General features: G+C 73.5%; 16 protein-coding genes and 2 pseudogenes. 5 read left to right on the top strand and 13 right to left on the bottom strand.

What is annotated here, in order from left to right:
* Positions 1–142: 142 nt before the first annotated feature.
* The 4 genes and pseudogenes from ACIP67_RS19425 to ACIP67_RS19410 all read right to left on the bottom strand — a co-directional run.
* A pseudogene (locus ACIP67_RS19425) lies at positions 143–727 on the bottom strand (siderophore-interacting protein); the annotation flags it as partial.
* 109 nt (positions 728–836) lie between these two features.
* Complete coding sequence (locus ACIP67_RS19420) at positions 837–1,448, bottom strand: TetR/AcrR family transcriptional regulator (RefSeq protein WP_401693104.1); 612 nt, start codon at positions 1,446–1,448, stop codon at positions 837–839.
* A 248-nt stretch (positions 1,449–1,696) separates the two neighbouring features.
* Entirely contained in the window at positions 1,697–2,176 is a 480-nt protein-coding gene (locus ACIP67_RS19415; protein WP_401693103.1) for a MaoC family dehydratase, read from the bottom strand.
* 153 nt (positions 2,177–2,329) lie between these two features.
* Positions 2,330–2,629 (bottom strand): annotated as a pseudogene (locus ACIP67_RS19410) (3-deoxy-7-phosphoheptulonate synthase); the annotation flags it as partial.
* Between ACIP67_RS19410 and ACIP67_RS19405 the strand changes: the two are divergent.
* A complete protein-coding gene (locus ACIP67_RS19405; RefSeq protein ID WP_401693102.1) occupies positions 2,516–3,394 on the top strand; it encodes a 4-hydroxyphenylacetate 3-hydroxylase N-terminal domain-containing protein in 879 nt (292 codons plus the stop codon). The pseudogene ACIP67_RS19410 and the gene ACIP67_RS19405 sit on opposite strands and share 114 nt — an antisense overlap.
* A gap of 1 nt (position 3,395) precedes the next feature.
* A complete protein-coding gene (locus tag ACIP67_RS19400; RefSeq protein WP_401693101.1) occupies positions 3,396–4,958 on the top strand; it encodes a prephenate dehydratase domain-containing protein in 1,563 nt (520 codons plus the stop codon).
* 258 nt (positions 4,959–5,216) lie between these two features.
* On the opposite strand, the gene ACIP67_RS19395 is transcribed toward ACIP67_RS19400, so the two are convergent.
* Genes ACIP67_RS19395 through ACIP67_RS19385 form a run of 3 tightly spaced genes read right to left on the bottom strand, consistent with a single transcriptional unit; the run spans position 5,217 to position 7,674 of the window.
* Positions 5,217–6,227 carry a LysR family transcriptional regulator gene (locus ACIP67_RS19395; RefSeq protein ID WP_401693100.1) on the bottom strand — a complete coding sequence of 337 codons (1,011 nt, stop codon included), beginning with the start codon at positions 6,225–6,227 and terminating at the stop codon, positions 5,217–5,219.
* Entirely contained in the window at positions 6,224–6,946 is a 723-nt protein-coding gene (locus ACIP67_RS19390; RefSeq protein ID WP_401693098.1) for an MFS transporter, read from the bottom strand. The genes ACIP67_RS19395 and ACIP67_RS19390 overlap by 4 nt, the downstream gene beginning before the upstream one ends.
* The gene (locus tag ACIP67_RS19385; protein ID WP_401693097.1) at positions 6,868–7,674 is read right to left on the bottom strand and encodes an MFS transporter; all 807 of its coding nucleotides are present in this window, start codon (positions 7,672–7,674) and stop codon (positions 6,868–6,870) included. The genes ACIP67_RS19390 and ACIP67_RS19385 overlap by 79 nt, the downstream gene beginning before the upstream one ends.
* Positions 7,675–7,961: 287 nt before the next feature.
* Here ACIP67_RS19385 and ACIP67_RS19380 point away from each other — a divergent pair, with 287 nt between their 5' ends.
* On the top strand, positions 7,962–8,237 hold the full coding sequence (locus tag ACIP67_RS19380; RefSeq protein WP_401693281.1) for a response regulator transcription factor: 276 nt from the start codon (positions 7,962–7,964) through the stop codon (positions 8,235–8,237).
* A 64-nt stretch (positions 8,238–8,301) separates the two neighbouring features.
* Here ACIP67_RS19380 and ACIP67_RS19375 read toward each other — a convergent pair whose 3' ends face one another.
* The 4 genes from ACIP67_RS19375 to ACIP67_RS19360 all read right to left on the bottom strand — a co-directional run bounded on the left by ACIP67_RS19375 (position 8,302) and on the right by ACIP67_RS19360 (position 12,807).
* Positions 8,302–8,859, bottom strand: coding sequence for a TetR/AcrR family transcriptional regulator (locus ACIP67_RS19375; RefSeq protein WP_401693096.1), 558 nt, complete (start codon positions 8,857–8,859; stop codon positions 8,302–8,304).
* 179 nt (positions 8,860–9,038) lie between these two features.
* A complete protein-coding gene (locus tag ACIP67_RS19370; RefSeq protein ID WP_401693094.1) occupies positions 9,039–10,265 on the bottom strand; it encodes an MFS transporter in 1,227 nt (408 codons plus the stop codon).
* A gap of 398 nt (positions 10,266–10,663) precedes the next feature.
* Positions 10,664–11,632 (bottom strand): aminoglycoside phosphotransferase family protein, encoded by a 969-nt coding sequence (locus tag ACIP67_RS19365; protein ID WP_401693092.1) that lies wholly within the window; start codon positions 11,630–11,632, stop codon positions 10,664–10,666.
* A gap of 47 nt (positions 11,633–11,679) precedes the next feature.
* Positions 11,680–12,807 (bottom strand): aminopeptidase P family protein, encoded by a 1,128-nt coding sequence (locus ACIP67_RS19360; RefSeq protein ID WP_401693090.1) that lies wholly within the window; start codon positions 12,805–12,807, stop codon positions 11,680–11,682.
* Positions 12,808–13,003: 196 nt separating this feature from the next.
* On the opposite strand from ACIP67_RS19360, the gene ACIP67_RS19355 reads away from it, so the two are divergent.
* Positions 13,004–13,759, top strand: coding sequence for a metallophosphoesterase (locus tag ACIP67_RS19355; protein ID WP_401693089.1), 756 nt, complete (start codon positions 13,004–13,006; stop codon positions 13,757–13,759).
* Between the two features lie 193 nt (positions 13,760–13,952).
* Here ACIP67_RS19355 and ACIP67_RS19350 read toward each other — a convergent pair whose 3' ends face one another.
* The gene (locus ACIP67_RS19350) at positions 13,953–14,546 is read right to left on the bottom strand and encodes a PDZ domain-containing protein (RefSeq protein WP_401693088.1); all 594 of its coding nucleotides are present in this window, start codon (positions 14,544–14,546) and stop codon (positions 13,953–13,955) included.
* A gap of 92 nt (positions 14,547–14,638) precedes the next feature.
* On the bottom strand, positions 14,639–15,505 hold the full coding sequence (locus ACIP67_RS19345; protein WP_401693086.1) for a LysR family transcriptional regulator: 867 nt from the start codon (positions 15,503–15,505) through the stop codon (positions 14,639–14,641).
* A 128-nt stretch (positions 15,506–15,633) separates the two neighbouring features.
* On the opposite strand from ACIP67_RS19345, the gene ACIP67_RS19340 reads away from it, so the two are divergent.
* Complete coding sequence (locus ACIP67_RS19340) at positions 15,634–16,398, top strand: hypothetical protein (RefSeq protein ID WP_401693085.1); 765 nt, start codon at positions 15,634–15,636, stop codon at positions 16,396–16,398.

The raw sequence follows: 16,398 nt of genomic DNA, 5'->3' as shown, positions 1-16,398 counted from the left end.
GGTCAGACCCGGGCGTGTGCCGGTGGGCCGGGCCGCCCGAGCGTGGGGAAGGCCTGCCCGGCGGTGGCCTCCGCACGATGAGGAAGCACTGCTGATCCGAGGCCAGTGGATCGCGGTGGTCCGCCTCGTCCTGTTTCCAGTAGCCCTTCGCGTAGGCGTGGTGGCGGTCCAGGCCGAGGGCTTCCGTGAAGTGGCGGCGGATGGCCCTGACGGCACCGGACTCGCCGGCCGCCCACGCGGTGACGCGCGCGTGCGGGACGGTGGCTCGGAGGACGGCGTCGCGCAGCGCCTCGCCCTTCGGACGGCCGGCGCCCCGGTGGACCCACACGACGTCCAGGCCGGCCGGGCGGCTCACCTCGGTCTCGGCCTCGGGGCCTTCCACCTCCAGGTAGACCGCGCCGCGCTGACCGGGCGGCAGGCTCTCGGCGATGGTGAGGATCGCGGGCTGGGCGCTCTCGTCGCCGGCCAGGAGGTAGTAGTCCGTGCCGGGGACGGGGCGGAAGGACCCCTTGGGGCCGCCGAAGGAGACCTCCTGGCCCGGGCGGGCGGCTTCGGCCCAGCGTGCGGCCGGACCGTTGCCGTGCAGCACCACGTCGACGTCCAGCCGCGGTTCGGCGGGACGGTAGTGGCGCACGGTGTAGGCGCGGCCCACCGACCGGCCGTCGAGGGGGTCGGTCACGAACAGCTTCACCCACTGCGTGGGTTCGTCGGGGTGGAAGGCGGACATGCCGGGTCCGGACAGGGTGATGCGGGCCATGCGCGGGGCGATCAGGGAGACCGCCTCCACCGTGGCGGTATGGCGGGTGCGACGGGTGCGGAACATGGGGAACAGCCCTTCAGGTGGAGGGGGGTGCCTGCGGGACGCCGTGCCGGCAGGCCAGGACGGTGGCGGTCAGGCGCTCGACGAACCGCGGGTCCAGCGGCTGTCCCGTGGTGAAGGCCCGGTGGAAGGCGGGGCCGATGAGCAGGTCGAGGAGCTGGTCGGCCTCGTCCGGGGTCACCTCGCGGCCGGGAAGGGGGGCGAGGGCCTGCCGGACGCGCGAGCGGTCGTACTGCCGCTGACGGGGCAGCACCTGGTCGCGCAGGACCGTGGCGGTCTTCGCGTCGTGCAGGGCGTGACCGATGAGCACGAACAGCACGTGGCCGGTGGGGGACTGGGTGAAGACCCGGCTCAGGTGTGTCACATGCTGCTCCAGGGCGGCTTGCGCGGAGTCCGGGAGCTCCGGCCAGGACGCCCTGTCGTGCAGGTCCTCCTCCAGGACGTCGAGGAGGATGGCCACCTTCGACCGCCACCACCGGTAGATGGTCTGCTTGGCGACTCCCGCCCGCTCGGCGATCGCGCTCACCGTCATCGCGTGGAAGCCGACGTCCATCAGCAGGTCGTCGGCCGCTCGCAGGACCGCGACGCGTGCGGCCTCGCTGCGCCGCGGGCCGCTCCTGGTGCGCACCGCGGGCGCGTCGGCCGGCTGCCGGGTGTCGTGTGGGGCGTCGATGGCGTGCCCTCCTCCTCGCGTCGCGGCGTCCGTCCCGGGCGGTCGGCGAGGACCGGTCCGGAAGATCGCCCCTACGAGACTAGACGCAACGGTGCGTATGGTCAAAGCCCAGGCATCCGCCAGGTCCTTCGGGAGGTGCCCCGTTTCCCCCGGACCGGGGGAATCCGAAGGGAAACGGGAGTCGACGGGCGGCACGGGCGCCCTCAGCGGTGCACGACCGCCTCCTCACGCGGGGCGCCGCTGGTCTCCGCGCGTCCGAACAGCAGCCGCGTACGCATCCGGTACACCGCTTCGCCCTGCTGGTTGTCCGCCTCGACGACGAAACGGACCGTGCCCGTGTCCGGGCGCCGGGGATGCGGCGCGGCCTCCTCCACGGTGGCCCGTCCGCGCAGCTCGTCGCCGGGGCGCACCGGGCGCAGGAACCGGACCTCGTCCATGCCGTAGGAGCCCTGGCAGGCGGAGCCGGCGAGCAGGGCGCGGACGAACTGCCCCATGACCACGGCGCCGGTGTGCCAGCCGCTGGCCACCAGGCCGCCGAAAGGGGAGCGGGCCGCCGCCTCGGGATCCAGGTGGAAGGGCATCGGATCCCACGCCCGCGCATAGCCGATGATGTCCTCGCTCGTGAGCCGGGTGGCCCCCAGCTCGTAGGTGCTGCCGACGCGGAAGTACTCGAAGTGCCGCACGGTAAGTGGTCCTTCCTCTCGGGGAGTCTCGCGACGGTCGGGATCCGGCGCTCAGCCGGGGGACGCCGCGTAGGCCGCGTACACCGGCACGCCCGCCGGGCGGATCGAGGCGGGCTCCGGGCGGGGGCGGCCGAGGCGGCGCTTCTCGGCGCTGAACCACTCGGCGACCCGGAAGGCCAGGTCCATCGACTGCCCGCGGTTCAGGCGGGGGTCGCACGCGGTCTCGTACCACAGGTGCAGGTCGTCGGAGAGGACCTCGTTGCTCCCGCCCACGCACTCGGTGACGTCCTCGCCGGTGAGCTCCACGTGCACCCCGCCGGGATGCGTACCCAGCGCCCGGTGCACCTCGAAGAAGCCCGTGATCTCGTCCAGGACGTCCTCGAAGCGCCGGCTCTTGTGGCCGCTCGGCGCGGTGAAGGTGTTGCCGTGCATCGGGTCGCACACCCACACGGCCGGGACGGCCGGGAGGTGAGGATCTACGGCGAGAAGGTGCGGGACGTCACGAGCCACGCGGCCTTCCGCAACAACTCCCGCATGGTGGCCCGGCTCTTCGACGCGCTCCACGACCCCGAGCGCAACAGCAAACTGGTCGTCCCCACCGACACCGGCAACGGCGGTTTCACCCACCCCTGCTTCAAGGCCCCGTACACCTCCGGCGACCTGCGCGCCGCCGCACGGGCCATGGAGGAGTGGGCGCGCATGACGTACGGCTGGCTGGGCCGCACCCCCGACTTCAAGGCCGCGTTCCTGTCCACCCTGGGATCGAACAAGGAGCACTACGCGCCGTTCGAGGCCTCCTTAGGGCTGCACGACCACAACGAACTGCTCGTCGACGTCCAGGACCGGGTGCACGTGCAGGGCATGGTGGCCGTCGAGGCGGCCCGCCAGATGTTCGTCGCGGTGGTGGAGCGCTACTTCACGGCACGCTGGCCGCAGCAGCGCTACTACATCGTCCTCAACTCCATGAACACCACGTTCTCCAACTTCCTCTTCCCCGTGGGCGCCACCGTGCGGCTGACGGTGGACGAGTCGCAGGTGTCGGAGCCCAGCCGGCTCACGTTCCGTACGACGGTGGAGGTGGAGCAGGCCGGGCGGACCGCCGCCGCCGTCACCATCGACGCGGCCGCGTTCGCCCCCGGGCTGCTGGAGGAGAAGGAGCTGCGGCGGGCCAAGAGCGCGGTGGCGAGCACGATGGACGCCGCGCTGGCCACCGCGTGACATGAGGACGCCGACACCGGACATCCAGGTGTTTCCCGCACCGGGACGACTCCCGTACCCGGAGCGGCGGTTCGCCTATCTGGGCCCGGAAGGCACCTTCACCGAACTGGCCCTGCGGTCCCTCCCGGAGGCCGCGGGCTCCCGGCTGTCACCGGCCGCCACAGCCGCCGAGGCCCTGACGCTGGTGTGCCGGGGTGCCGTGGACGCGGCCATGCTGCCCGTGCACAACACGGTGGCCGGGTTGGTGGCGGACACGGTGCGCGCCCTCTCCGAGTCACCCGCGCTGACCGTGCTCAGGGAGGTCGTGCTGCCCGTCGAGTTCGCCCTCCTGGTCCGCCCCGGCACGCGGCTCGCGCAGATCCGCACGGTGAGCGGCCATCCGCACGCCGGGGCACAGGTCGGCGGATGGCTCGACAGGCGGGTGCCGCGGGCGCGTTGGACGCCGGCACCGTCCAACGCCGAGGCCGCTCGCCGGGTCCGGGACCGGGAGTGCGACGCCGCGGTGGCCGGGGACTTCACCGCCGCGCACTACGGCCTTCAGGTCCTGGTCACCGGGATACAGGACACCGCCGGCGCGGCCACCCGGTTCCTGCTGTGCGCGCGTCCCGGTGGGCGGAGCGGCCCGCGGCCCGCCGCCGACCGCACCTCGCTGGTCGGGCGTCTCCCGGGCCGGCCCGAGGAACTCGGCGGGCTGCTCGACGGCCTGCGGCGCCACCCCTTCCTGCGGTCCGTGTCCCTGCGGACCGTGCCCGACGGGCGCGGCGGCTCGGTCCTGTTCGCCGACTGCCCGGGCGGCGCCGAACCGGCCGCGACCGAGCGCGCCGCCGGGCTGCTGCGCCTGCGTGTGCCCGGGCTGAGATCCCTGGGGTCGTATCCCTCGGCGACCCATGTCCCGTCGTACGAACGGAGCAAGACGATGCACACCGAGATCACCGGCGAAGCCGACGGCTCCGCGGACACCGCGTCCGGGGACATCGCGTCCGGGGACATCGCCCGGCTGCGCGAACAGATCGACGCCCTGGACCGCTTCCTCATCGGCACGCTCAAGGAACGGCTGAAGACGTCCCGGGAGATCCAGCGGATCCGTACCGGAGGCGGCGGCTCCCAGGTCGACTCCGGGCGCGAGCTCTCCGTACGGGGCAGGTACGCCGAAGAGTTGGGGGAAGGCGGAGCGGGGCGTCGCCGAGGCGCTGCTGGAGCTGTGCCGGGGGCGGTCACCGCGGTGAGCCCGCCACCGACGACGCCGTCGTCGCCCCGCCTCCGTCGCGGCCGTGAGGACGTCCTCACGGCCGCGACGGCCTTGTTCCACGAGCGGGGCTACGACGCGACGAGCATGAGCGACATCGCCGCGCGCCTCGGCTTCACCAAGGCGGCGCTGTACCGGCACGTGAAGGGCAAGGCCGAACTGCGGCGGGCGATCACGCGGCCGGTCCGCGCGGACGTGCGGGCGTTGCTGGCCGAGAGCGCCGCCGGGGCGGGCCGGCCCGTCGACCGACTCGTCGCGCTGCTGCACGGGTTGGCCGGCGCCGCGGCGGCCCACCCGGGCCGGTACGCCCTCTTCTGACCGACCGGACGGCGAGCCGGGCCCGCGCGCCCCCGACGCCGTGTGCCGTGCAGCGGTGGTCCGGCGGCTGACGGAACTGCTGGAACGGGCCGTCGAGGGCGGCGGCATACGCGGCGACATCGCTCCCCACCTGGCCGCCCGACTGCTCGTCGGCGCCGTCGCCGGGCCGGGCACGCCGGCGTCACCGCCGGCCGTGGACGTCCTGCTCGACGGGCCGGTGTCGAAGCGGTCGTCGGTGCCCGGCCGGGCACGCCGGCGTCACCGCCGGCCGTGGACGTCCTGGTCGGCGGGGCGGGCCGGGGGCGCCGACCGGGTCAGTGCGGAGCGGACGGCGTGGCGGAGCCATACGTGGACGGGCTCGGTCTCACGGCGGGGGTGCCAGGCCTGGCAGATGTTGACGGGCTCGGTCTCCACCGGAAGGTCGAACAGCTCGATGCCCACGCACTCCCGCGCGCGGGCGGCGAGCGAGTGGGGCATCGCGGTCACCAGGTCGCTCGACGCGATCATCAGCAGCGCCTCGCCGTAGTTCGGCACGGAGGCGATGACGTCCCGGCGCAGACCACGCGCGTGCAGCGCCTCGTCGATCGGGCCCGTCATACGGCCCTTGCGGGAGACGCTGACGTGCCGTACGGAGGCGAACGCCGCCGCGCTCACGGCCGTGTCCAGCAGAGGATGTCCTGATCGCGCCACTCCCACGAAGCGGTCCTCGAAGCGCGGTTCGATGCGCAGTTCCGGGCTGCACTCGTCGATGACGCCCACCTCGATGTCCACGGCCCCCTCCCGCAGGGGCGCGCTGCCGTGGGTTCTCTCCACCGTGAACGTGAACCGGGCGAGCGGCACCTCCGCGCTCGCCCGGTTCAGCAGCGCCGGAGCCAGCACCGCCGCGTAGGCCTCGTCCGCGACGATGGTCAGGGTCCTGCTGACCTGGGTGAGGTCCTCCTGCCGGCTCGGGGCGAGGAGGGCTTCGGCCTCCCGCATCAGGGCCCGCACCTTCGGCTGGAGCTCCAGCGCCCGCGGCGTGGGAACCAGCCCCCGCCCGGCGCGCACCAGCACGGGGTCGCCGAGAACACGGCGGATCTTGGACAGGGTCCGGCTCATGGCGGGCGGGGACAGCGCCAGCCGCTCCGCCGCCCCGGTGACACTGCCCTCCTGGAGCAGCGCGTCCAGGGCGGGCAGCAGCCGCAGGTCCACGTGGGGCGCCGGGACGCCGGGCAGCTCGTGGGCCCAGTCACCGTCCTGGCCGGGGTCGTCGACGCCGGTTCCGCTCAAGGCTGCTCCTGGGAAGTGGTCCGCTCCGCGGCATGGGGACGCAGCCACGCTATGACCAGGAGTGCCGCCAAAAGCAACAGCAGGGCGATCCACCGCAACGACTCGGCCATCCCCGTGGTGAACGCCTCCCGTGCCTGCGCGGAGAGTACTGCCGCGGCGGACCCGGAGTGTTCCGCACCGCGCAGGACGGTGCCCAGTGCCTGTCCTCCGGACGCCCCGCTCAGGTGCCGCAGCCCGGCCGGGAGGGCCTCGGTGAACCGGGCGTCGAGCAGCGTGCCGAACACGGCGAACCCCAACGCCCCGCCGATCTCCCGGCTGAAGCTGGTCAGGCCGGAGCCGACGCCCGCCTGACGCGCGGGCACCGAGCTGACGACGGCCCGGGACAGCGGCGGGTTGGACAGCCCCGACCCGACGCCGACCACGACGATGCACCCGGCGTACGAGACGTAGGCGGTATCGGGACCGCACAGGGAGAAGAGCCCCAGCCCGACGACGACCATGAGCAGCCCGCAGGCGACGACGGGAGGCGAGCCGTACCGGTCGGCCAGTCGGGCGGCCCGCGGCGGGACCAGGAAGATCACGACGGCCAGCGGGGCCGTGCCCAGTCCCGCCGGCACGGCAGGACAGTCCTTGACGTTCATCAGGTATTGGCCGTTGAGACAGAACACCGAGTACATGGCGACGAAGGACACGACGATGCCGAGGGTCCCGGCGCGCATTCCGGGACGGCGGAATACGCGGGGGTCCAGCAGAGGCTGCTCCTGGCGGAGTTCGTACCGGCGGAAAGCGCGAGAAAAACCGCGCCGGCGGCAAAACCGAGCAGTACGCCGGGGGACGTCCAGCCGAGTTCGGACCCCTCGATGATGCCGAACAGCACACCGAAGACCGCGGTCACGAGGAGCAGAACCCCGCCCGCGTCCAGCGAGTGCTGATGGCGTTCGACCCGGGGCAGGGACTTCGCCGCCACGACGATTCCGAATGCGGCGAGGGGGGCGGCGACCACGAACAGGGCCTGCCAGTCGAGGAAGTGGAGAACGGCGCCGGCCACGATATTGCCCGCCACCCCGCCGCCGCTCAACGCGGTCCACAGCGCGACGGCGTGACCGCGTTTGGCGGGCGGATAGCAGCCGATGAGGAGTGGAAGGCTGTTGGGCAGAATCAGGGCGGCGCCGGCGCCGGTCACCGCCCGGGCCACGAGCAGCAGGGCGACGGTCGGGGAGACGGTGGATCCGAGGGATCCCACGACCATCAGGGCCAGGCCGGTGAGCAGGGCTCCTTTTCGTCCGAAGTGGTCTCCCACGGCTCCGCTCGGAATCAGCAGACAGCCGAAGACGATGAGATAGCTGTCGACGATCCACAGCACCTCGGTCGGCGTCGGGTGCAGCGCGCTGGTGGCCAGTCGGCCGACCGCCAGGTTCACGCCGGCGCCGAGACCGAACACCAGCATGACGCACATACCGAGCGCGGCGACGGCCGGCCACGACTCGTCCACGCCCGCGGATCTCAGATGCTCCCGGGCCGCCGCGCACTTTCCTTCGTGAGATCCACGGTGTACAGCGTCCCCGATCCGTTGTCGCGGAGTGCCGCCGCGATATGAATGGCGGTGAACCCATAAAATATACTGCTTGCGCGACGAGCAATCGTTGAAGATGCGGCCGCGTGGGCAATGGCGCTTGCGTGCACGTCTTGATGAGTGATGATCATGCATGACAGGGGGAAGTACATGTCTCACGCATCCCGTCCGACGCCCGAAGGACTAGTGACCACTCTCGACTCCGAGCAGGTGCCAGGTCGCATGGCGACCAGAACGGTCTCGGCACTCACTCCGCGGGAGCGTCAGGTCCTGACGTCAAGGAGGGGAACTCCAACAGGATGGTCGCCCGATTGCTCGGCATTTCCGAGCGCACGGTCAAGGTCCATCTGCACTCGATCTTCATCAAGCGGGGCGCGGCATCACGTACCGAAGCGGTTATCGAGGGAATAAGGAGCGGATGTATCAGCCTGCACTGACCCTCTTACGCGAGTGGCTCCCGACGGAAAACGCCGGGGGCCACTCGTTCAGGTCGGGGCGAGGTCAGGAATCCCGGTTCGACGGCTCGCGGGCGAGCCCGAGGACGAGGCGGGCCGTGGCATCCACCAGCTCCCTGTCGATCGGGGAACCGAACACGAGCACGCGGTAGTACAACGGACCGAGCAGCAGATCCACGAGATGGTCGAGCGTACGGTCGTCGACGACGAGCCCCTGGTCGCGGGCGAGCAGGTGGCGCAGGCCGGCCACGTCACGTTCCCGCTGCTCCCGCAGGAACCCGGACCGCAGCGACGCGGCCGTCTCGCTGTCCAGTTGGGCGTGACCGAGGAGTGCCAGCAGTACCTGGCCGGCCGGCTCGTCGAAGAAGTCGGCCACGCGCCGCAGGTGGGAGGTGAGGCTCTCCTCGACGCTGCCGTCCTCGTCCACGCGCCACTCCAGGGCCTCGCGGGCGTCGTCGGTGAGGGTGTCGAGGAGGATGTCGACCTTCGACTTCCACCAGCGGTAGATCGTCTGCTTGGCCACGCCCGCGCGCTGGGCGATGCCCTCGATGGTCAGGGCCGCGAAGCCCCGCTCGACCAGCAGGTCGTCCGCGGCGTGCAGCACCGCGAGCCGGACGCTCTCACTGCGGCGTGGACCGGTTCGGCTGATGACCGTGCTCTTCGCACAGGCAGGTTGTGGTTTCCGCGTGGCGCTGATGGTTCCGCCGACCCTTCGCATCGTGTCCGTCGCTGTGATTCTGGCACAGCGGGGTCCGCCGCGAACCGGTTCGCGGCGGACCTCGCTCAGGCGGCCTTCCGGCCGCTCCGCACCAGGCTGAGCAGGACGCCCAGGGAGAGCGCGGCGACCACGGCGCTGAACGTCTCGCCGGCCGGGCGCAGGCTGGTCTCGCGGATCAGGACGCCCACTCCGATCGCCGGCACCGCCAGCATCGAGTACAGGATGGCGAAGAAGGTGGAGACCGAGGCGCCCCGGTGCTGGGGAGCGCTGCGCGTGGTGATGCCGCCGAGGCCGTGACCGACGGCGACGCCCGTCGCCAGTCCGTTGACCGCGGCTCCGACGAGCAGGGGGGCCAGGGAGCTGGTGGCCATCGCGACGGCGATCAGGCCGGCTGCGACGATCAGGCCCAGGCACGCCGCGGGCAGGGCGGTGGCGGGCTTGAGGGTGCGGACGAGGAGTTGGCCGAGAGCGGTGCACGCGAAGGCGATGAAGACCACGAGTCCGGTCAGCGAGTGGCTGGACTCGTGCAGCACCGTCCCCAGGAACAGACCCGTCACCGCGGTCAGGACGCCGAGCACGGCGAAGCCCGCGCCCGCCGCCATCGCGGAGCGCAGGAAGTCCGACCGGATCTCGGCCGGGATGTGCAGCGGCTGGAACTGGAGGGAGAAGCCGGAACGGTGGGCGGAGCTCTCCCCGTTCACGACGACACCGAGCGCGCCGATGGCGGCGAGGGCGAGCATGACGACCCACGGGGTGCGCAGCGGCGAGGGCGCGAGGTCCGCCAGGATGCCTGCGATCAGCGTGCCGCACGCGAGCCCGCCCATGTTCGCGAACAGCGCGAGTGTGGCGGGCTTGATACGGCGGTGCTGCCCGAGCCGCTCGGTGAGCGAGGCGGTGGCGGCGCCGGTCACCAGGGCCGCCGAGAAACCGGAGACGACCCGGCCGACGAGCATCGCGGCGACGTTCTCGGCCAGCAGGAAGACCACCGCGGCGCCCACGGACAGCAGGGTGGCCGCGACCAGGACGGGACGGCGTCCCACCTGGTCCGAGAGCCGGCCGAAGACCAGCAGCCCGAGGACGACACCGAGCGCGTAGACGGCGAAGACCACCGTCACGGTGAACGGCGTGAAGCCGAACTCCTCGCCGTAGAGCGGGTAGAGCGGGGTGGGCGCCGTGGTGCCCGCCATGGTGATCCAGAAGGCGAAGGCCACGCTGAACACGGCGAGGCCGCCGCCGCGTGCCCTCTCTGGAGCGCCGGTCCCATCGACGGCGCGGACGGTGGAGTTCCCCACTGAAGTGGCCTCTCGTGAGCGATTGAGTGTGCGGAAGGAACGGCGGGCGCGGCAGATGCCGAGACTTACCGTTGCGTCTACTCTGGAGATTAGACTAGTCGTCGCGTCTATTCAATCGCGTCTATTCAATGGCGCCGGTATGGCCGGGAGATGACGAACGCGTCAGCCGGGACGGCCCTGGACCCGGCGTTCTCCCTCACGATGGCCGCAGAGCCCGTAGGCCCCGGCGGGGCCGGCAGCTGGGCACACAGGAGATGCGCCGGCCCGCACCCCTGGACGCCGACTGCGGGCCCGCCCCGATCGGCACCCCGCTGCGATGGATTTCCGCGGCGACGCCGCGGAAATCCATCAGAAGCGCCCGTGGAAGGGACGACCACCGGAAGCGCCCGTAGAAGGGACTACCAGCTCTCGTCGTCCTCCCGGAACTCCGTCACCCGCTCCAGCAGGATCGTCTCCCAGGCCCGGCGCAGTCGGGTGCGGAGCGGGGGCAGGGGGGCGGTGCCGTGGCCGTCGAGGCGTTCGGCGAGGTGGACGACGGTGTCGCAGCGGGCGAGCCAGAGGCCGCGCAGGCAGGGGCGGGCGCCGTAGCCGGCGAGGGTGGCGGCGCGGACGGCGGCGCCGGAGCCCACCGCGAGCGCGAGGCCGGCGATGTCCTCGGCCGGGTCGCCGAGGACCGCGCCGGTCCAGTCGAGGACGCCGCGGACCCGGCCGTCGGCGCTGACGACGAGGTGTTCGCCCCGCAGGGCGTGGTGGACGAGGACGGCGGGGGCGGGCTGGGCGGCCAGCTGGGCCGCTCCCGGCGGGGTGAGCTGGTACAGGCGGGCGGGATCGAACTCGTCGGCGTGGGCGAGGTGTTCCGCGGCGGCCACGGCCATGCGGCGCAGGGCCTCCAGCGAGCGGGGGGCGGCGCGCGGCACGCCGAGGGTCTCGGCCTGGCGCGGCGGCACCTCGCGCAGTCCGGCGAGCAGTCCGGCGAGGTCGGCCTCGCCGAGGGCCGACACCTCGTGCTCCTCGCCGGTGCCGCCGGGCACCCTGGTGTCCAGGGTGTAGGTCAGGCCCGGCGACCACTCGCCGTGGGCGACGCTCGTGGGCACCGTGACGGGGACGTGCGGGCGGACGAGGTCGCGCAGCCGCAGTTCGCGGCGCTGGCGGACGGCCGCGTCCCGGTCGGGGGCCAGCCGCAGCACATGGCGTGCGCCGACCCACCACGCGCACTGTTCGCCGGCCTCCTCGTGGACGGGCCGTACGTCGGGGCCGACGGCGCCGCCCGCGCCGTTCCTGCCCCTGGTGCCTCCCACGCCCTCCGCGAGGAGGGCGTGGACGAGCCGGCGGACGGTGTCCGCGGTGGGGGTGGGTGCCTGGGTCATGGTCGCGCGTCGCCGTTCGGATGGGTGCCAGGGGCTCCTGCGGGGGTTCAGTCCACTATGACCAGTTCGCGGGTGGTGTCGTTGAGGCGGCGGCCGCCGTCCTCCGTCACCGTGACGATGTCCTCGATGCGGACGCCGAAACGACCGGGCAGGTAGACGCCGGGTTCGACGGAGAAGCACATGCCGGGCACGAGAGGCTGTTCCTCGCCCTCGATCATGTACGGCGGTTCGTGGGTGGTGACGCCGATGCCGTGGCCGGTGCGGTGGATGAAGTGGGCGCCGTGGCCGGCGTCGGCGATGACCGCGCGGGCGGCCCGGTCGACCTCCTGGCAGGCGACACCGGGCCGGACCGCGCGGAAGCCGGCCTCCTGGGCCTCGCGCACGAGGTCGTGGACACGGCGCTCCTCGTCGGTGGGTTCGCCGACGTGGACGGTGCGGGAGGTGTCGGAGCCGTAGCCGTCCTTCAGGCCGCCGAAGTCGAGGACGACCATGTCACCGTGTTCGATGACGCGGTCGCCGACCTCGTGGTGCGGGTTCGCCCCGTTGGGGCCGGAGGCGACGATGGTGAAGTCGACCTGGGAGTGGCCGAAGCGCCGCAGCAGGTCGGCGAGGTCGGCGCCGACGTCGGACTCCCTGCGGCCGGCGAAGGGGACCGTGCGGATCTCCTCGAAGGTCCGGTCGGCGGCCGCTCCCGCCGCGGCCATCAGCTCCAGCTCGGCCGCGTCCTTGACGGCCCGCAGCATCGGCAGGACCTCGGTGAGGGAGGCGTAGGAGCTGCCGGGGAGGACCTTCTGGAGGCCGAGCAGGTGCATCGCCCAGGCGTTGTCGCTGACGCCGTACCGTCCGCCGGTGCCGAGGAGGGCGGCGGCGGTGGTGTAGGGGTCCGTGCCGTCGGTCCAGTCCCGCAGGGACAGGGCGGGGGCGCCGGTCGCCTTCGCGGCGTCGGGGGCCTCCAGGGCGGGGACGACGAGGACGGGGTCCCGGCCGGGGGCGAGGACGAGCAGAGTGAGCCGTTCGGTGGCGGCGGGGGGAGCGTAGCCGGTGAGCCAGACGAGGTCGGGGCCGGGCGCCACCAGCAGGCCGGCCAGCCCCGCGTCGTCGGCCGCGCGGGCGGCCCGCTCCATGCGGGCCCGGTAGTCGTCGGCGGTGAAGGGCGCGGGCGTGCTGCCGGTCATCCGGGCCTCCCTGACGGGCTTCCTCGAGGCGTGGGGCTACGGGCAGCATCCTGCCCGGACAGCGGGGGCGACGCGAGCCGGTCGACACGGACGACGACGGATTAATGGTTGATGATTGCCGTGTCATTAGATCCGATGGTTAGATCTCCGTGTTCCGCCGGCCCATCACGTCAGGACGTCAGGAAGGCCCACCACCGTGCTCGTACTCGCCCACATCAGCGATCTGCACCTGGACGGGAGCCCCCGGGCCACCGAGCGGGCCGAGCGGGTGCGCGACCGGCTGCGGAGCCTGCCGGGGAGGGTGGACGCGCTGCTGGTCACCGGCGACATCGCGGACCACGGGGCGGAGGCGGAGTACGAGGAGGCCGCGCGGATCCTCGGTCTGCGCGATCCGAGCGGCCCCTTCCCGGTGCTCACCTGCCCGGGCAACCACGACCGCCGCGCGCCCTACCGCAAGGCCCTGCTCGGCGAACCGCCCTCCGACGGGCCGGTCAACAGCGTCCAGGTGTTCGACGGCGGTGCGGTGCTGATGTGCGACTCCAGCATCCCCGGCGAGGACGACGGGGCCCTGACGGACGACACGTACGACTGGATCGAGCAGACCCTCGACGAGCTGGGCGGGGACGTACCGGCCCTGCTCGCCCTGCACCACCCGCCGGTGGCCCTGCACCACCCCCTGCCCGACGCGTACCGGCTGGGCGATCCCGGCCGGCTGGCCGCGCTCCTGCAACGGCGGCCGGAGATCGCCGGGATCATCGCCGGCCACGCCCACACACCGGCCGCCACCGCCTTCGCCGGCCGGCCGCTGGTCGTCGGGCCCGGGGTGACGTGGACGCTGCGGCTGCCGTGGGAGGGCGACCAGGTCGCCGACCGGGAAGCGCCGGTCGGGCTGGCCTTCCACGTCCTGGACGACGAGCGGCGGCTCACGAGCCACTTCCGGGTGGTCGTCTGAGCCCGCGTGCGCGTCCGCGGGCGCGCGGGGCACCGCCGGACGGCCGTCTGGCGCCGGACGGCCGGGGGACGCCGGACGGCCGCCCGGCCGCGTGACACCGGACGGCCGCGTGACGCTGGACGGCTGGGGGGCGCCGGACGGCCGGGGGCTCCGGACGGTCGCCTGACGCCGGACGGCCCGCGGGTGCTCCCGGTCAGGTGACGACTCCCGGGATCACGGTCAGCTGCTGGTAGCCGCCGCTTTCGTGCCGGACCGTCAGTTTCACCTCGCGGCCCGGCCGGGCCTCGTCGACCGCCCGCGCCAGGTCCGTCGCCGAGTCGACACGGGTACGGCCGAACACCAGCAGGACGTCGCCGCGCACCAGTCCGGCCGCGTAGCCGGGGCCGGGGACGTGGACGGCGACGATCTCGGCGCCCGCCTTCTCGGCGTCGACGGCCTCCACCCCCAACGTGGCGCCGGTGGAGCCCCGCGCCGGGGCGGACCCGGTCGAGGCGGACGGGTCCGGGCGGTCCGGGGCCGGCGCGGCGCCCGGGCCTCCCGGTCCGTGCTGCGCGGCCTGCCGTTGCAGCTCGGCCAGTCTGCTCATGGCGATCACGCTCGCCCCGACGGTTCCCAGCCCGACGCCGGACAGGACCAGGACCGCGCCGGCGAACAGGCCGAGCAGCAGGGTCGTCAGCCGCCGGCCGCGCCGGGGCGCGGCGTGCGGGCGGTGGGCCGGTCCGCCGGAGCGGTCGTCGCCGGGCTCCTGTCCGGGCATGGGCTTGGGACGCAACGCCATCTGTTCCATCGATCGCCTCCGGCTGGTGCCCTACCCGGCGCACCGGCGCACCACGAGCCACGAACGAGTGAGACTGACGGCCCCGCACCACCCCCGCACGCTCACCCCCGCGCCGACAGCACCCGCGCCAGGGCCGCCGCCGCGCCCGTCGGCGTCCCCGACTGCACGAGTTCCACCCGGTGGACGAGGTGGGGCGTGGCGAGGGGAACGGCGGCCGCTCCCGGCACGCCGGCCGCCGCCGAGCGGGGCAGGAGGGTCAGGCCGTGACCGGCCGCGGCCAGGGCGGTCAGGACGCGGACGTCGGTGCCGTCGTAGCGCAGGGCGGGGCGGAAACCGGGGCCGCCGTGGGCGGCCCGCAGGGCGGGCAGGGGCAGGCCCGTGTCGGGGGCGTCGATCCAGCGCGCGTCGGCGAGGTCGCCCAGACGCAGACCGGCGCGCCGGGCCAGGGGGTGACCGGCGGGCAGCAGCACGCAGACCGGCTCCTCCAGGACGCCGTACGTGGTCAGCGGGGCCACGTCGGGGAGGCGGAGCGGATCGCTGGGGGCGGCCAGGCCGTCGACGAGGCCCAGGTCGGCGCTGCCCGCGGCGACGGCGGTGGGCACCTCGTCCCGGGCGATGACCCGCAGCGTCACCCCGGCGGGCGGCAGGGCGGCCGCCGCCACGGGGACGAGGGCGGTCGGTGAGGCGGCCAGCGTCAGGCCGTGCGCGGGCACGGCGGCCATCCGGGCGACGTCCGCGCGGGCGGCGTCCAGGCGCAGCAGCAGCGGGCCCGCGTGTTCCAGGAGCCGTTCGCCGGCCGCCGTGGGCGCGACGGGGCGGCGGGTGAGCAGCGGGGCGCCCAGGTCCTGTTCGAGGGCCGCGATGTGCTGGGACACGGCCGACTGGGTGTAGCCGAGTGCGCGGGCGGCCGCGGAGAAGGAGGCGAGGCGGGCCACGGCGACATAGGTGCGCAGGAGGTGCGGGTCCATGGGGTCAGGGTCCCAGGCCGCATCATCCTCGCTTCGGTCCAGCTTGTGGCAGCTGTATCAGTGCTGCTTATGGAGGGTGCAGGAATCATCGTTGGACGTGAAGCGCGGGCCGCTCCGAGGATGGGGGCATGACCGACAGCGCAGCTCAGATCGCCAAGGTCGCCCTGGTCGGCGACCATTCCCCGCACGTCGTCTCGCACACCCGTGTCCCGCTCCTGCTGGACGCCCTCGCCTCACGGGACCGGCTGGTCCTCGACGCCTACTGGATCCCCTCGCCGGACGCCGGGGCCGAGGACGCCGTACGTGGCTTCGACGCGGTGTGGGTGGTGCCGGGCAGCCCCTACCGGAGCGAGGCGGGCGTACTGGCCGCGATCCGCACCGCCCGCGAGGAGGGCATCCCCTTCCTCGGCACCTGCGGCGGCTTCCAGCACGCCCTGCTGGAGTTCGCCCGGAACGTCTGCGGGCTGCCGCACGTGGCGCACGCCGAGAACGACCCCGGCGCCGGGGACTTCCTCATCGAGCCACTGGCCTGCTCCCTCGCAGGGCACGAGGACACCGTCGTGCTGGAGCCGGACTCGCTCGCCCACTCACTGCTGGGGGCGGACCGCACGGTCGAGCGCTACTCCTGCCACTACGGGCCGTCCCGCCACCTCGACACGCTGAGCGCCCACGGTCTGCGGTTCTCCGGGCGGGACACGACGGGCGCCGTACGGATGGCGGAGCTCCCCGGGCACCCCTTCTTCCTGACCTCCCTCTTCCAGCCGGAGCTGTACGGCGACGGCTCGCGCCCGCACCCGATGGTCCGGGGGCTGGCCCGAGCCGCGGCCGAGCACGCCGCACGCCGGTCGGCGGGTCGGCTCGCCGACCGGGGTGCGGCGGGTCGGCCCGTGTGA

Source organism: Streptomyces sp. NPDC088812 (genome assembly GCF_044750285.1).
Taxonomy (GTDB): Bacteria; Actinomycetota; Actinomycetes; order Streptomycetales; family Streptomycetaceae; genus Streptomyces.
This window is presented reverse-complemented; position numbering and strand designations above follow the sequence as displayed.